Here is a 13712-nt window from a genome sequence, read left to right on the forward strand (position 1 = left end):
CAATCAAACCCGGTGGTCTGATGGACGCTCTTAACTTTCACCGGAACAACTTCCCCGGCAACGGGAAGATAGAGGTCATTCCAAAGATTCCCCTCACCGGGGAGACCCTCAGCCTAGCTTACACCCCCGGCGTGGCGGAGGTTTCGAGAGCGATAGCAGACGGAGAAGACCCCTGCGAGTACACCAACAGATGCAACACTGTCGCAGTTGTGAGCGACGGAACGCGGGTGCTGGGCCTCGGCGATGTTGGGGCTTCGGCGGCACTCCCCGTCATGGAGGGAAAGGCACTCCTCTTCAAGGCATTCGGTGGAGTAGATGCTTTCCCACTCGTTCTGGCCGAGAGGGATCCCGAGAGGTTCATCGAGGTCGTCAAGGCAGTTTCCCCCTCATTCGGAGGGATAAACCTTGAGGACATAGCCTCGCCAAAGTGCTTCCCCGTCCTCGAAAGGCTCCGCAACGAGCTGAACATCCCTGTTTTCCACGACGACCAGCAGGGGACGGCTTCGGTTGTTCTGGCGGGGCTGATAAACGCCCTGAAGGTCGTCGGTAAGAGGCTGGGGGAGGTAAGCGTTGCACTCTTCGGTGCCGGGGCGGCAGGTTTCGCAACACTCAGGATAGTGACCGAAGCCGGTGTTAAGCCGGAAAACGTTCGCGTCGTCGAGCTTGTTGGCGGAAGGCAGAGAGCCTTAACACCAGACCTCCCACTTGAGCGGCTCTTTCCCCACCGGGGAGAACTGCTCTCCAGGACGAACGGCGAGGGTATCGAAAGCGTTGAGGGAGCGGTTAAAGGTGCCGACGTTCTCATATCCTTCACGAAGCCCGGTCCCGGCGTGATAAAGCCGGAATGGATAAGGCTCATGGCCGACGACGCGATAGTCTTTCCGCTGGCAAACCCAACTCCCGAGATACTCCCAGAGGAGGCGAAGAAAGCCGGGGCAAGAATAGTTGCAACGGGAAGGAGCGACTACCCGAATCAAGTTAACAACCTCCTCGGCTTCCCGGCTATATTCAGGGGGGCCCTGGACGTGAGGGCCAAGACGATAACCGACGGAATGATAATTGCCGCATCAAAGGCTATCGCCTCGGTGATAGAGCCCAGTGAAGATGAGATAATCCCCTCCCCGTTCCACCCCGAGGTCCACCCGAAGGTTGCCAGGGCAGTCGCCGAGGAAGCAATGAAGGAAGGGGTCGCGAGGGTTCGTGTTAGCCCCGATGAGATAGAAGAACGGTTGAGGAAATGGAGGGAGTTCTATGAGCGGGAGATAGCGCCTCTCAACGACCGTAGAGGGAGCTACCGTTAGCATCTATCGCCACCAGCAGAGGGAAGTCCTCAACCTCAAGAACCCACACCGCCTCTGGAATCCCCAGCTCCTCCAGCCAGAGGACGTCAACGACGCGTTTTACGCTCTTTGCCGCGAGTGAGCCGGCTCCCCCTGTAAAGGAGAAGTAAACGGCGCGGTCTTTGAACGGCTCCCTGTTCATGCCCCCCTTCCCTATTATTCCGCGGACGCCGAGGGAGAGGATTTTGTCCAGATAGCGGTTCATCCTTGCGCTCGTCGTCGGTCCGGCGGAGAGTATCCCATAACCATTGGACGTTTTCCTCACCACCGGCCCGCAGTGATAGATAACGGCACCGTTGAGGTCGAAGGGAAGTTCCCCCTTTCCGACTAGTTTGAGAATTCTACTGTGGGCCGAGTCCCTGGCGGTGTAGATTACCCCGGAGAGGTGAACTACGTCTCCAGCATTGAGGTTCAGGATGTCATCCCCACTCAGGGGAGTCTTCAGCCTCACTGCCACACGTCCACCCTCCCGTCGGGCTTTATCTCGATGAACGCCCTCCTGTTGGCCCAGCACTGGACGACCAGACCCACCGGAAAGCTCGCCGGATGCCTGTGGGCGACCTCTATCCTGACGTCCAGAGCGGTGGTCCTTCCCCCCATCCCCATGGGGCCGATTCCTGTGCCGTTCACTGCCGTCAGAAGTTCCTCCTCGATTTTCGCTATCTTATCATTCGGGTTCCTCTCGCCCACCTTTCTCAGCAGGGCCTTTTTGGCCAGGAGCGGGGCGTAATCTGCACCTCCACCAACCCCTATGCCCAGGATGACCGGTGGACACGGCTTTCCGCCGCAGGCCTTAACGTGCTCGACTACGAAGCGCTTTAGGCCTTCCCAGCCCTCGGCAGGGGTCAGCATCGCTAAAGCAGAGCAGTTCTCACTTCCGCCGCCCTTTGGAAGAACAGCTATCCTTATTCTGTCTCCTGGAACGGGCTCCCAGTGGATTAGAGGAACGTTCCTGCCGGTGTTGTCGCCGGAGTTCTTTCCGGTGAGGACGTCAACGGCGTTTGGCCTGAGGGGTATTTCCCCAGTTGCCCTCCTCGTCGCCTCTATGAGCAGGTCCCTGAGTCCACCGAGGTAGGGACTTTCTACTCCCGCCTCAACGAAGAAGGTAATCGTGCCCGTGTCCTGACAGACGGGAACCCGGTCGGCGAAGCCGAGGTCTATGGCCTTAATTATATTCCCGAGGTTGAAGCGCGCTGTCTCGTCCTCCTCCTCGGCGTAGGCCTTCCTGATGGCGGAGAAGGTGTCTTCGGGGATCTTGGTGACGGCCAGCCTTATCGCCTCGACGATGGCCTCAATCAATTGGCATCCACCTGTCTAAGACTGAACCGATGGATTAAAAAGATTGATGCGGGAATTTAAAAGCCACCTCCAGAGCGGGACGGCCTTCACCTTCAGTTCATCTCGCCTTATTTCCCCCGAGTAGTCCCACGTCACGAGCGTTCCAGTTTTCACATCGAAGAGTTCCATGACTCTGAATAGGTTTTCCAGCTCCCTCTTCGCTATTTCTCCCTCGTCCGAGGCGTAGGTGACTTGAATCAGCTCAACACTCCCGTTCTCCCTGGCGACGAAGTCTACCTCTCCCTTGGTATCTCTGTAGTAGTAAAGCTCAAGCTCTGGCCTCCCGTAGTGTTTGAGCCTTAGGAGTTCAAGAAAGACTGCATTCTCCATCAGCCTGCCGATGTTCTCGGACACCTTCGGCACGACGGCGTTAAGCATTCCTGTGTCAACTGCGTAGACCTTCTTATAGCCCCTGAGAACTTCTTTTGGCTTGAAAGAGAACTTGGGGAGCTCAAAGAGAAGGTATGCCGATTCAAGATACTCGACATAGTTCTTCACCGTCTCAACGTTCCCGATTCCAAGGACGTTCTTCACCTTCCTGTATGTAAACCGCCCAGAGAAGTTCGAGAAGAGGTAGAAAGCTACCTCCTTAAGCTCGCGGACGTTTCTAACGCCGTAGCGGACTATAACGTCCCTCGTGATGATATCGCTGTAGAGGTTTACCAGGTACTCCCGGCCGAAGCGTAGCGCCTCCGGAAAGCCTCCGCGCTCGATATATTCAAGTAAAGCCCGCTTTATCCGCGCCTCGTCCTTTGTTGTCTCGACCTCCAGCTCAACTCCTTTGTAGGCCAGAAACTCCCCGAATGAGAAGGGCAGAAGGGTGTAGCTCAGATATCTTCCGGTCAAATAGGTAGAGAACTCCCTCGAAAGCAGCCGGGCGTTGCTTCCGGTAACGACTGTGGGATAGCTCTCCCTTAAAGCGGAGACCATTCTCTCCCAGCCCTCAACTTCCTGAACCTCATCGAGAACTATGTAATCGAAGTCTCCAAAAAGCTCGTAGCCCGCCTGAAGGAGTTTTTTGTAATCCCTAATGGTGAAACCCGCCATCGTGGGATCCTCAAAGTTTACGTAGAGCGGTCTACCCGGGAGAGTCGCCGAGAGAACGGATTTTCCGGAGCGTCTTGGTCCTGTTATTATGTGGGCTGTTGGGCCGAAGTTTTTCAGGATCTTTTCCCTCAGCTCCCGCTCGACGATGTTCTCTCTTTCGAGCTTCTCACTCATGGTCTCCCACTGGTCGGCCAAAATCCTCTTGAGTTCCTCAACGTTCATGGACCAAACTGGTACGAACCCCATATAAAGTTTGCCATTATGATAGTAAATTTTACAGAAAAATTGTACCAACATACCGGCAAATTTTGTGCCAAAAATGTACCATTATACTGGTAAACTTTTCCACCGAGCTCCACTGGCATGGGTAAAAGCTTTCGAGAACCAGGAAAAAGGGTTGAGGATGTTAAAAGGGAAATAAGGGTTCAGCCCCTCAGAATCTCAACTATCTGCTCCGCCACCTGGACGCCCGCCCTCATCTGTGCCTCGACGGTCGAGGCTCCGATGTGCGGGGTGAGGACGACGTTGTTGAGCTTCGTGAGCGGGTGGTCCTTCGGGAGGGGCTCCTCCTCGAAGACGTCGAGGCCAGCCCCAGCGATCCATCCCTCCTGGAGGGCCTTTACGAGGGCCTCGGTGTCAACGACGGCACCCCTAGCCGCGTTGATTAGTATCGCGGTCGGCTTCATGAGCCTGAGCCTCTCCTCGTTGATGAGGTGGTAGGTAGCATCGATGAGCGGGACGTGGAGCGTTACAACGTCGCTCTCCCTCAGGAGGGTCTCAAGGTCGACGAACTTCCCACCGACCTCTTTGGCCCTCTCCTCGTTCGGGTAGGGGTCGTAGAGGAGGACGTTCATGCCGAGGGCTTTGGCTATCTTGGCTATCTGGTAGCCTATCCTGCCGAAGCCGACTATTCCGAGGGTCTTGCCCTCAAGCTCGATCCCCATGCACTGCTTCTTGGCCCAGACGCCTTCCCTCATCTTTCTGTCGGCGAAGGCCACCTTCCTGGCGACGTTGAACATCAGGGCAAGGACGAGCTCTGCGACGCTTCTGCTTGAGGCACCAGGGCTGTTGACGACCTTAATGCCCCTCTCCTTTGCCGCCTCAAGGTCTATGTTGTCCAGCCCGACGCCGGCCCTTCCGATGACCTTGAGCTTTGGAGCGGCCTCGATGACCTTCCTCGTCACCTTCGGCTTGCTCCTGACGATGATGGCGTCAACGTCCCCGACGAGCCCGATGAGCCTCCCCTCATCGGGGTACTCCTCGTAAAGAACCTCAAAACCGGCGTTCTTCAAGACCTCAATAGCCTTTTCGTGGAGCGGTGCTGCAACGAGAACCTTCACCATATCCATCACCTCATCCCCTTCTCTTTATTGCCATGAGCATGACCTGGTCGGAAGTGTCCTCCGCACGGTCTGCTATGTCGCCTATCTTTGTCAGTATCTGGTTCCAGATAATCTTGGCATAGGTCGTGACGGTCTCGCTTTCAAAAACCTTCCCCTTCACGTCATACTCCACATCGTCTGCTTCTTCTTCAGAGTCCTCAACAGCCTTTGCCAGCTCTATGGCCCTGTCAACGTCGCGGTTTAATGCCTTCACCGCCTCAACCAGAACCGTATAGCTCCTGATCGATGAGTCCACAAGCTCCATAATTTCGTCTTTGAGCTCCGCCGGCACCTTTGGCCTTGCAAGGATCAGGGTGTGTGCAGCGCTTTCAGCGGCGTCCGCCACCTGGTCTATGAGCTCGCTGAGCCTTACGTAGTCACCCCTGTTTGCGGGCAGAAAAGCGCCCTCATACAGCATGGTCTCTATGTCCCTCCTCAGCCTGTCGGCCTTGCTTTCGAGCTGGTCAACCTCCCGCTCAAAGGCCTTTGCCTTCTCAAGGTCGCCCTCAAGGTACACCCTCATGAGCTCCCTGAACGCCACAAGGGTCTCGTCCACGACCGCGAGGTGGTTTTCAATAGCCTCAAAGACGTTGCTCTCCTTACCACCGAATATGGGCATCTTCAACCCCCCGGTTTAAGTTCAACCGCCCGGTTTATTTAGATTTTCCTTCGCCTTGATGAGTGCCCAGAGTAGTTCGTTCCTCGGAGCCTCAAGGCCTATCGAGTGGGCGTACTCAACTATCTTTCCGTGTATGTAGTCAACCTCGGTCCTCTTCCCCCTCCTTATGTCCTGGAGCGTCGAGTTGTAGTTCTCCCGCGTGCGTTCGATGGTGTCCCAGAGGAGCTCAAGGGGGTGCATCTCAAACTGGACGCCGAGCTGCTGGGCGACGATGCAGCCCTCCCTCGCTATTTCTATAGATATGGCCTCAAGGTGGGGGTCATCCTTCAAAGCCCCGTTTTTGACTTCAAGAACCGTCCCAAGGCCGTTGATGACAGAATTCACTATAGCTTTCGCCCACTTCCAGCCGTTCACGTTTTCCGTGACGTGGGTTTCCAGGCCGGAGGCATTGAAAACCTCGGCGACCTTCCCGACGAAGGGGTCGTTTCCGCTCGGATACCTGCCGATTACGGTAATTCCCTTTCCTGTCCACCTCACGTGCCCCCACTCGACCAGCATTGCCCCGTTCGTGGTTATCCCACCCATAACGTTGGGGGTGACCTTCAAAGCCAGTTCCTCATTGCCCAGACCGTTCTGGATGCTGAGGATCCATGTGTCGGGCCCGATGCAGTTGCGGGCACATTCGAGGGCGGTTTTCGTCGAATATGACTTTGTGGCCAGGATCAGAAGCTGGGGAGGCTCGTCAGGCGCGTAGAGGCTTGCCTCAGGGTAGACCGTGAACTCCTCGAAGCCCGAGACGTGAAGCCCGTTCTCGTTTACGGCCCTCACCTGCTCCTTCCGCCCGATGAGCGTTACGTCGTTGCCGGCCCTCCCGAGCAAAGCCCCAAAGAGGGAACCTATGCTCCCCGCACCGAGTACGTAAACCTTCATCCCACCACCGCAAGCGTTTAAAGCCCCACCCTTAAAGCCCTATCGATGATAAGCGTTGTTCTCGTTGAGCCGGAGGGGCCGGCAAACATAGGGATGGTAGCGAGAACCATGAAGAACTTCGGGTTCTCAAGGTTAGTCCTCGTCAATCCAAACATCACCGAGGAGAGCTACAGCTACGCCGTCCACGCGGTGGATGTTCTTGAAGACGCACTGATATTGGAGAGCTTTGAAGAGGCGCTGGAGCTTTTCGATTTGTCCGTCGGAACAACGGGAAAGCCCGGAAAAAGCTACATCCCCGAGAGGGCGCCACTGATGCCGTGGGAGCTGAGGGAAACCATACGGGACTACCCGGGGAGGGTCGGCCTGTTCTTCGGCAGGGAGAGCATCGGCCTGAAAAACGAGGAGCTGGAGAGGCTTGACTTCACCGTAACGATTCCAACCAGCGAGGCTTACCCCGTTATGAACATCGCGCAATCCGTTGCCGTTATCCTCTACGAGCTGGCAAAGAGGAAGCCAGAAGCGAAGGTTCACTCCCTTGAGCCCGCCACGAGGGGGGAGAAGGACGAGCTGGTGAATGCCTGGGAAAAACTGTTAGAGGTTCTTAATTATCCAAAAGACGCCGAGAGAAGAGCGATCTTCGTCAAGATTTTCAGGCGCTTCGTTGGCAGGGCGGCCCTCTACGGGAGGGAGGTTCACACCCTCATAGGCCCGCTGAGGAAGGCCGCTATGGAACTGGAGGAATGCCGGAATGCTGAGCGTTGATAGCTTTGAAATAGCCGGAAGAAGGGTGTGGATAGGGGTCTTTTTCAGCGAGAAAATTCAGGGAATAACGTTCTCCCTTGAGAAGGGGCAGTTTAAGAGCAACATAAACCGCCTCACGGGCTTTCTGAGGAGGAGGGGCGTTAGCGTTGATACAGCAAGGAAACAGAGCGAGTACCCCTCGCTTGTGATGGAGGTGATCACCGGAGAGCTCGACAACGGGGAGCTCCTTCCGATGATGTCCTTTGAGGGCCTTACACCTTTTGAGAGACGGGTTTACGAATGGCTCACGAAAAACGTTAAAAGAGGGAGCGTTATAACCTACGGTAGCCTTGCCGAGGCTCTCAAGACGTCACCAAGGGCCATCGGCGGTGCCATGAAGAGAAATCCGTACCCGATAGTCGTCCCCTGCCACAGGGTTGTGGCTCGCGATGGCATCGGTTACTACACTCCGAGACTGGAGGAGAAGGTCTTCCTGCTCGAAATTGAGGGGGTGAAAGGATGGACAGGCTCAAGGCGTACCTGATAGCGTTCATTCTCGTCGTTCTGGGAATAGCGGCCGGGGTAGTCTGGTACGGCGGCTGGAAGCTTCTACTCCAGGTGATACTCACCCTCGGCTTCCTTGGGGTCACCCTCATGCTGCTCTTCTTCACGGGGCTTACTCTCTACGCGGAGAGCTGGAAGTACGGGGCAATCCTGGCGGTCTTCACCGCGATAAGCGGCTACGGCCTGTACCTGAGCGCCACGTGGCAGAGGTTAAACGTCGTTGCTGGGATAATAGTCTTCTTCATAGCCATCCTCGCCTTCGGCATCTGGTACATCAGCGAGCCCGACCTTGGACTGGTCGACCGCTTCAAGAGTCCGGAAAGCCTCGAAAGGGCCGGAAAGTACAAGCAGGCCGCCAGAAAGTACGAGAAGGCCGGCAACTACCTGAAGGCCGCCGAGATGTACGAGAGGCTCGGGTGGATGGAGAGTGCCGCCTGGGCCTACGAGAAGGCCGGGAAGTACGAAAAAGCTGCGGAGATTTACGAGCAGCTGTACGAGAAGGAGAAGGACACCTACTACCTCAAGGAGGCCCATGAGTACTGGAAGAAGGCGGGAAACATGGACAGAGCGGCGAAGGCTCTCGAAAAATACGCCGAGGAGGAGCCCTGGTTCTGGGAGGACGTTGCAAAGCTCTACGAAGAACTCGGCAACGAGGAGAAGGCCAGGGAAGCATGGAAAAAGGCACTGGAGTACTACCAGAAGGAAGCCCAGGAGGAGGGGGTCTTTTACGAGGACGTCGGCAACATAGCGAGAAAGCTCGGAAGGGAGGAGCTGGCTCGCGAGGCTTACCAGAGGTTCCTCGAATACTGTCTGAAGGAGGCCGAGGCCGATCCGATGTGGTGGAAGCACGTCGCCGAGGCCTATGACTACCTTGGGGAAAAGGAGAAGGCAGAGGAGGCAAGAAGGAAGTACGAGGAGTACCGGGCAAAGATAATGAAGGCCAGCGAGGAGACCTCGAAGTTCCCGGAGGAGGGAAGCCAGAGCTAAAAGACCCTCTCTATTTCCTCAATTTTGTCGAAGTCTCTGTCATTCGAGAGTATCCTCTTTACGCCATACCTCTTCATTGTGGTGTAGTGAATGGCATCATCAAAATCCAGCTTTTCTACTCTCTCCACTTCCAGAAGAATTTCAGGTGTCAGCGGGACGATCCGAACCCCCAGTTCCGGAAGTATTTCCATGAGGTTAAACCTCACTTCCCTGTTCAACCTTCTAAGGAGTATGTAAAGCTGCCAGACGGTCAGCGATGAAGTTATCATTGACCCGTAATGTTCTTCCAGCAAATCGGTGGCCCTATCGGAGAACTCGGGGTTATCAGTAAGGTGGTAGTAGATCACGTTAACATCAACGTAGACCCTCACAGCTCTCCCCTCAGGAGCTTTTCAGTTTCTTCGTCCACGATTTCGTCAATTTCTTCACCTGTAAGGTTTTCCCCCCGGAAAATTCCCCGGTATTTCATCAGCTTTTCCCTGACGGGGATCAGGATAATCCTGCCGTCCTTCTCCTCGACGTAGAACTCCCTAGAGTGGAGTCTCTTCCTGATGCTGGCAGGGAGATAAACCCTCCCGTTGTCATCGAGCCTCACAACTTCCACTGCCATGGTAAAGATTAGATTTTTGGAAAATAAATAGTTTTTGGCAAACACGATTCCCTAATACACTTCTCCTGTTTCCTCAAGCTCCTCCAGTTCCTCCTCGATTTCCCGCTCCTTCCTCTCCGCATAGCGCTCTATCCAGTCAAAGAAGAACCAGGTCGCTAGGAGAAGCAGGGCTATACCTAAGAAACCGAATACAATCTGAAAATCCGTGGGAACCGTCTGGGGGATATACGGCATGCTCCCACCGGATGGATTTTTCAGGGCACCTAAAAAACTTTGCCAACCTTTTTAAAATCTGGGTGAAACTTTCCTCAGGTGGTAGCGATGATGGGAATGAACCCCAGGCAGATGAAGAAGCTCATGCGCCAGATGGGCATCAAGATGGAGGAGCTTGATGGCGTTAAAGAGGTAGTAATCAGGCTGGAAAACAAGGAGATAATCCTCAAAGACCCCGTGATTACGATAATCACCGCTCAGGGGGAAAAGAGCTACCAGATAGTCCCGGGCAGTGAAGAAGTAAGGACAGTGATCAGCATCCCGGAGGAGGACATAAAGCTCGTCATGGAGCAGGCCGGCGTCGACTACGATACCGCAAAGAAAGCCCTGGAAGAGGCCAAAGGGGACCTGGCAGAGGCGATACTCAAACTCACAGAGGAATGAAAAAGAAAAGCCCTCAATCCTTTTCAGCTCCCTTCTGGAAGTTTTCTATTGCCTTCATAAGTGGGATCAGGTGCATTAGAGCGGGCCCGCCGGCCATGAGAACCGCGACAAGTCCTGCCTCTATAAGCTCCTCAGGCTTTGCGCCGGCTTCGAGAGCCTTATGGGTGTGGAGTGCGATACACCACTCACATCCCTGGGCTATTCCGAGAGCCACCGCTATAAGCTCCTTTTCCCGCGTTGTGAGGGTTTTGTTGTCAATAACCTCCTTCAGGAACCTCGAAAAAGCCCCCATTTCCTTGGGGTGTTTTTTTCCAAGAATATCCAGGAGTTCTTCTATTTCCCTAAGTTTGACGTTAACCTCTTCGCAGTCCACGGGAACCACCATAAATAACTCGCATTTTAGGTTTAAAGGCATATCCCCAACTGTAGGTTGGAAACCATGCCAAAAGGATATAAAGGCCACAGTGTAGGCGGTGGTGATGAGGGCGATAGGCGTCATAAGGAAATCACGGCGGGAAAGAATAAGCCGAGAGGAGTTTGAAGAGCTCCTCAGGAGTGCCGGCTACGATGTAGTGGCGGTTCTGGAGCAGAACAGAGAGGAGCACCCCAAGTACAACATCGGAAAGGGTAAACTGGAGGAACTGAAGGAGCTTGTGAGGGAGCTTGGACCCGACAAGGTCGTATTCGCCAACCGCTTAACTCCCTCCCAGGCCTACAACCTCTGGAAGGAGCTTGGAATTGAAATCATCGACAAGTGGCAGCTCGTCCTTGAGATATTCGGAAAGAGGGCCCACTCAAAGGAGGCCAAGCTTCAAGTTGAGCTGGCTTCACTCCAGTACGAGGTTCCCCTCGTGAAAGAGGCCATACGGAGAATAAAACTCGGCGATAGGGCGGGATTCAAGGGTATGGGTGAGTATCAGACGCAGCAGTACCTCAAGCACATCCGCTACAGGATGGGGAGGATCAGAAAGGAGCTGGAGAAGGTCAAGGCAGACAGGGAGGTCAAGAGGAAAAGGCGCGAAGAGGTCGGGTTCATACTCCTTGCTTTGGCAGGCTACACCAACGCGGGTAAGTCCACGCTCCTGAACGCGCTCTCGGGGGAAGGGATCGAGGCCAAGAACCAGATGTTCACGACCCTGGATACGACCACCAGGCGGTTTAAACTCGGCGGGAAGAGGGTTCTCGTTACCGATACCGTCGGGTTCATAGACGGGCTTCCTCCATTCATAGTGGAGGCATTTCACTCGACGCTGGAGGAGATAGTGAAGGCGGACATAATACTCCTCGTCCTCGACGTCAGTGAACCGTGGGGCGAGATAAAGAGGAAGTTTCTGGCGTCCATTAACGTCCTGAGGGAGCTCAAAACACTAGATAAGCCGATGATAGTGGTGCTCAACAAGAGAGACCTGACCACCGAGGAGGACGTAAGGGACAAGGCAATGAAGATAGGGGAAATAATCGAGGAGCGCGGTGTAAACGTTTCCCGCGTCGTTTCGATATCAGCCAAGCTCGGCCAGCTGGAGGAGCTTTACAGTGCCCTCGAAGAGGTCATACTGACCCTGCCCAAGTACGGTGCCTTCGAGATAACTGTAGGCGAACCGGAGAAGGTCCCCCAGGTCATGGCGCTGATAAACGCCATCGGCGAGGTTCTGAATGTGGAGTACGGGGAGGAAACGAGGATAGAGGCCTACATCCAGACGGGGATGATAAAGGAGCTGACAAGGCTTGGAGTCGGGATAAGGAGGCTAAACCAGCCCAACCAGCGAGAAGGCCTTGAAGATGGCCAGTGAAATGAATATCGCCGTCAGCGGCGTGGCGACCCAACCGAAGATAATGTCCCTGATTACCGACTTTTCAACCCCTTCACCGGCGAGGAGGCCAACTCCAACAACGCCGCCGACTATGGACTGGCTTGAGCTGACTGGCAGTCCGAAGAAGTTCGCCAGGCTGACCGCTATGGCCGAGCCGAACTGGGCCGCGAAGGCCGAAACCGGACCGAGGGCGGTTATCTTCTTTCCGACTGTGTGCATAACAGCGTAGCTGAAGGTCAGGGACCCAACAGCCAAGCTGAGCGCCACCACTATCCCAGCCGTCTTGGGCTCCATGAAGCCCGCTCCCACTATTGGCCCGGAGGCGTTCGCCACCTCATTGGTTCCGAAGTTGAAGGCCATGTAGGAGCCTCCCAGTATGGCCAGGGCCTTATAAAGGGCCTCGATCGTTGACATACTCCCAATTTTAGAGACTACCCACGAGTAGAACCTGTAAAGGAGCATCGCAAGTATCCCCGAGAGAAGGGGTGAAACGACCCACGCCGCGGCTATCTTCCCGAGGGTGTACCAGTTGACGGGTGCGTGGGTGGCCAGGCCCACTCCGATGACGCCCCCAACTATAGCCTGAGTTGTCGAGACGGGAAGGCCTTTCACGGTCGCTATCGTGACCCACACTCCCGCCGCTAGGAGCGCTATGACAGCCATCTCCATCGTGAGGTACCCTTCCGGAACTATGCCTTTCCCGACGGTCTTCATGACCTTGTAGCCCTTGAGGTACGCCCCCATAAGGACAAAGATGGCTATCGTCAGCGTCGCCTGGCGGAAGCTGAGTATGCCCGCGCCGACAGCTGTACCCATAGCGTTGGCGGAATCGTTGGAGCCTATGTTCCAGGCGATGTAGAATGCCACTGCTATCGCTGCGAGGGCAATGCCTTCCATGAGCACCACCTATATAGTCTATATACCGGCATGTAGTTTATGGGCTTAAAAATTTAGCGGACGAACTTTTTTCGGGAAATGATGCCCCAGTTAAGCCATTGACGACTGACAACGTTCACGCCTACCCAAAGACACCTGCCGAAGGGCGGTTAAGCCAATACCGAAACTTAAATAAATGCATTAGATGAATAAAGTTTGACAAACTTAAGGAGGCAGGAATGATGATAGAGATCCGTTTTCACGGTAGGGGTGGACAGGGCGCAGTTACCGCGGCCAACATACTGGCATCAGCCGCTTTCCTTGAGGGCAAATACGTCCAGGCGTTCCCGTTCTTTGGCGTCGAGAGGCGTGGAGCGCCGGTTACAGCGTTTACCAGGATTGACGAGAAGCCGATAAGGATAAAGACCCAGATTTACGAGCCCGACATTGTCGTCGTCCTCGACCCGAGCCTTCTCGACACCGTCGATGTTACCGCTGGACTGAAAGAGGACGGAATCGTCATCGTCAACACAGAGAAGAGCAAGGACGAGGTTCTTGCCAAGCTCAAGAAGAAGCCTGCCAAGCTGGCCCTGGTCGATGCTACCACCATAGCTCTTGATGTCCTCGGCCTGCCCATCACCAACACGGCAATCCTCGGTGCCGTCGCCAAGGCCACCGGCGTCGTCACGCTGGAGCACGTCCAGAAGGCAATACAGGACGTCTTCTCAGGGACACTTGGCGAGAAGAATGCCAAGGCCGCAGAGGAAGCCTTCAACAAGACCACAGTCTACGAGCTCTGATTCTCTTTCC

At 55.1% G+C, this 13712-nt stretch carries 18 protein-coding genes; 7 read left to right on the plus strand and 11 right to left on the minus strand.

Annotation, left to right across the window (positions count from 1 at the left end; translation table 11 throughout):
* The first annotated feature begins 20 nt into the window (after positions 1–20).
* Complete coding sequence (locus A3L14_RS10530) at positions 21–1301, plus strand: NAD(P)-dependent malic enzyme (protein WP_055428590.1); 1281 nt, start codon at positions 21–23, stop codon at positions 1299–1301.
* Here the strand turns inward: A3L14_RS10530 and A3L14_RS10535 are convergent.
* The 6 genes from A3L14_RS10535 to A3L14_RS10560 form a co-directional block, all read right to left on the minus strand.
* A complete protein-coding gene (locus A3L14_RS10535; protein ID WP_055428513.1) occupies positions 1273–1797 on the minus strand; it encodes a FumA C-terminus/TtdB family hydratase beta subunit in 525 nt (174 codons plus the stop codon). The two genes, A3L14_RS10530 and A3L14_RS10535, sit on opposite strands and share 29 nt — an antisense overlap.
* Complete coding sequence (locus tag A3L14_RS10540) at positions 1788–2639, minus strand: fumarate hydratase (protein ID WP_055428512.1); 852 nt, start codon at positions 2637–2639, stop codon at positions 1788–1790. Before A3L14_RS10540 ends, A3L14_RS10535 begins: the two co-directional genes overlap by 10 nt.
* A gap of 15 nt (positions 2640–2654) precedes the next feature.
* On the minus strand, positions 2655–3947 hold the full coding sequence (locus A3L14_RS10545) for an ATP-binding protein (protein ID WP_074631532.1): 1293 nt from the start codon (positions 3945–3947) through the stop codon (positions 2655–2657).
* A gap of 203 nt (positions 3948–4150) precedes the next feature.
* A complete protein-coding gene (locus A3L14_RS10550) occupies positions 4151–5065 on the minus strand; it encodes a hydroxyacid dehydrogenase (RefSeq protein WP_055428589.1) in 915 nt (304 codons plus the stop codon).
* A gap of 13 nt (positions 5066–5078) precedes the next feature.
* Positions 5079–5726 carry a TIGR00153 family protein gene (locus A3L14_RS10555; protein ID WP_055428510.1) on the minus strand — a complete coding sequence of 216 codons (648 nt, stop codon included), beginning with the start codon at positions 5724–5726 and terminating at the stop codon, positions 5079–5081.
* Positions 5727–5747: 21 nt separating this feature from the next.
* Positions 5748–6656, minus strand: a complete 909-nt coding sequence (locus A3L14_RS10560; RefSeq protein ID WP_055428509.1) for a 2-dehydropantoate 2-reductase — start codon at positions 6654–6656, stop codon at positions 5748–5750.
* A 45-nt stretch (positions 6657–6701) separates the two neighbouring features.
* Between A3L14_RS10560 and A3L14_RS10565 the strand changes: the two genes are divergently transcribed.
* Genes A3L14_RS10565 through A3L14_RS10575 form a run of 3 tightly spaced genes read left to right on the plus strand, consistent with a single transcriptional unit; the run spans position 6702 to position 8948 of the window.
* On the plus strand, positions 6702–7418 hold the full coding sequence (locus A3L14_RS10565) for an RNA methyltransferase (protein WP_055428508.1): 717 nt from the start codon (positions 6702–6704) through the stop codon (positions 7416–7418).
* A complete protein-coding gene (gene otg / locus A3L14_RS10570) occupies positions 7405–7941 on the plus strand; it encodes a methylated-DNA--protein-cysteine methyltransferase (RefSeq protein WP_055428507.1) in 537 nt (178 codons plus the stop codon). Before A3L14_RS10565 ends, otg begins: the two co-directional genes overlap by 14 nt.
* The gene (locus tag A3L14_RS10575) at positions 7917–8948 is read left to right on the plus strand and encodes a tetratricopeptide repeat protein (RefSeq protein ID WP_055428506.1); all 1032 of its coding nucleotides are present in this window, start codon (positions 7917–7919) and stop codon (positions 8946–8948) included. The genes otg and A3L14_RS10575 overlap by 25 nt, the downstream gene beginning before the upstream one ends.
* Here A3L14_RS10575 and A3L14_RS10580 read toward each other — a convergent pair.
* From A3L14_RS10580 to A3L14_RS10590, 3 genes are read right to left on the minus strand one after another with little or no spacing between them, the layout of a single operon-like run.
* A complete protein-coding gene (locus tag A3L14_RS10580) occupies positions 8945–9319 on the minus strand; it encodes a type II toxin-antitoxin system VapC family toxin (RefSeq protein WP_055428505.1) in 375 nt (124 codons plus the stop codon). The genes A3L14_RS10575 and A3L14_RS10580 overlap by 4 nt on opposite strands.
* A complete protein-coding gene (locus tag A3L14_RS10585; protein WP_074631557.1) occupies positions 9316–9558 on the minus strand; it encodes an AbrB/MazE/SpoVT family DNA-binding domain-containing protein in 243 nt (80 codons plus the stop codon). The genes A3L14_RS10580 and A3L14_RS10585 overlap by 4 nt, the downstream gene beginning before the upstream one ends.
* 51 nt (positions 9559–9609) lie before the next feature.
* Entirely contained in the window at positions 9610–9792 is a 183-nt protein-coding gene (locus A3L14_RS10590) for a hypothetical protein (RefSeq protein WP_055428503.1), read from the minus strand.
* A gap of 87 nt (positions 9793–9879) precedes the next feature.
* Here A3L14_RS10590 and A3L14_RS10595 point away from each other — a divergent pair, with 87 nt between their 5' ends.
* Positions 9880–10215 (plus strand): nascent polypeptide-associated complex protein, encoded by a 336-nt coding sequence (locus A3L14_RS10595; protein WP_055428502.1) that lies wholly within the window; start codon positions 9880–9882, stop codon positions 10213–10215.
* A gap of 13 nt (positions 10216–10228) precedes the next feature.
* Here A3L14_RS10595 and A3L14_RS10600 read toward each other — a convergent pair whose 3' ends face one another.
* Positions 10229–10714: a carboxymuconolactone decarboxylase family protein gene (locus A3L14_RS10600; RefSeq protein ID WP_232473349.1), complete on the minus strand. Its 486-nt coding sequence runs from the start codon at positions 10712–10714 to the stop codon at positions 10229–10231.
* On the opposite strand from A3L14_RS10600, the gene hflX reads away from it, so the two are divergent.
* Entirely contained in the window at positions 10695–12005 is a 1311-nt protein-coding gene (hflX, locus tag A3L14_RS10605) for a GTPase HflX (protein WP_055428500.1), read from the plus strand. The genes A3L14_RS10600 and hflX overlap by 20 nt on opposite strands.
* Here hflX and A3L14_RS10610 read toward each other — a convergent pair.
* A complete protein-coding gene (locus A3L14_RS10610; protein ID WP_055428499.1) occupies positions 11961–12923 on the minus strand; it encodes an inorganic phosphate transporter in 963 nt (320 codons plus the stop codon). The genes hflX and A3L14_RS10610 overlap by 45 nt on opposite strands.
* A 221-nt stretch (positions 12924–13144) precedes the next feature.
* On the opposite strand from A3L14_RS10610, the gene A3L14_RS10615 reads away from it, so the two are divergent.
* Positions 13145–13702 (plus strand): pyruvate/ketoisovalerate ferredoxin oxidoreductase subunit gamma, encoded by a 558-nt coding sequence (locus A3L14_RS10615; RefSeq protein WP_055428588.1) that lies wholly within the window; start codon positions 13145–13147, stop codon positions 13700–13702.
* The last annotated feature ends 10 nt before the right edge of the window (positions 13703–13712 follow it).

Source organism: Thermococcus thioreducens, assembly GCF_002214545.1.
Lineage (GTDB): Archaea > Methanobacteriota_B > Thermococci > Thermococcales > Thermococcaceae > Thermococcus > Thermococcus thioreducens.

Coding starts and splice junctions, on each gene's coding strand:
- A3L14_RS10575 (WP_055428506.1), top strand. CDS start 7,917: ATGGACAGGCTCAAGGCGTACCTGATAGCGTTCATTCTCGTCGTTCTG.
- A3L14_RS10565 (WP_055428508.1), top strand. CDS start 6,702: ATGATAAGCGTTGTTCTCGTTGAGCCGGAGGGGCCGGCAAACATAGGG.
- A3L14_RS10595 (WP_055428502.1), top strand. CDS start 9,880: ATGATGGGAATGAACCCCAGGCAGATGAAGAAGCTCATGCGCCAGATG.
- A3L14_RS10530 (WP_055428590.1), top strand. CDS start 21: ATGGACGCTCTTAACTTTCACCGGAACAACTTCCCCGGCAACGGGAAG.
- A3L14_RS10615 (WP_055428588.1), top strand. CDS start 13,145: ATGATAGAGATCCGTTTTCACGGTAGGGGTGGACAGGGCGCAGTTACC.
- A3L14_RS10610 (WP_055428499.1), bottom strand. CDS start 12,923: ATGGAAGGCATTGCCCTCGCAGCGATAGCAGTGGCATTCTACATCGCC.
- A3L14_RS10545 (WP_074631532.1), bottom strand. CDS start 3,947: ATGAACGTTGAGGAACTCAAGAGGATTTTGGCCGACCAGTGGGAGACC.
- hflX (WP_055428500.1), top strand. CDS start 10,695: ATGAGGGCGATAGGCGTCATAAGGAAATCACGGCGGGAAAGAATAAGC.
- A3L14_RS10585 (WP_074631557.1), bottom strand. CDS start 9,558: ATGGCAGTGGAAGTTGTGAGGCTCGATGACAACGGGAGGGTTTATCTC.
- otg (WP_055428507.1), top strand. CDS start 7,405: ATGCTGAGCGTTGATAGCTTTGAAATAGCCGGAAGAAGGGTGTGGATA.
- A3L14_RS10560 (WP_055428509.1), bottom strand. CDS start 6,656: ATGAAGGTTTACGTACTCGGTGCGGGGAGCATAGGTTCCCTCTTTGGG.
- A3L14_RS10600 (WP_232473349.1), bottom strand. CDS start 10,714: ATGACGCCTATCGCCCTCATCACCACCGCCTACACTGTGGCCTTTATA.
- A3L14_RS10590 (WP_055428503.1), bottom strand. CDS start 9,792: ATGCCGTATATCCCCCAGACGGTTCCCACGGATTTTCAGATTGTATTC.
- A3L14_RS10555 (WP_055428510.1), bottom strand. CDS start 5,726: ATGCCCATATTCGGTGGTAAGGAGAGCAACGTCTTTGAGGCTATTGAA.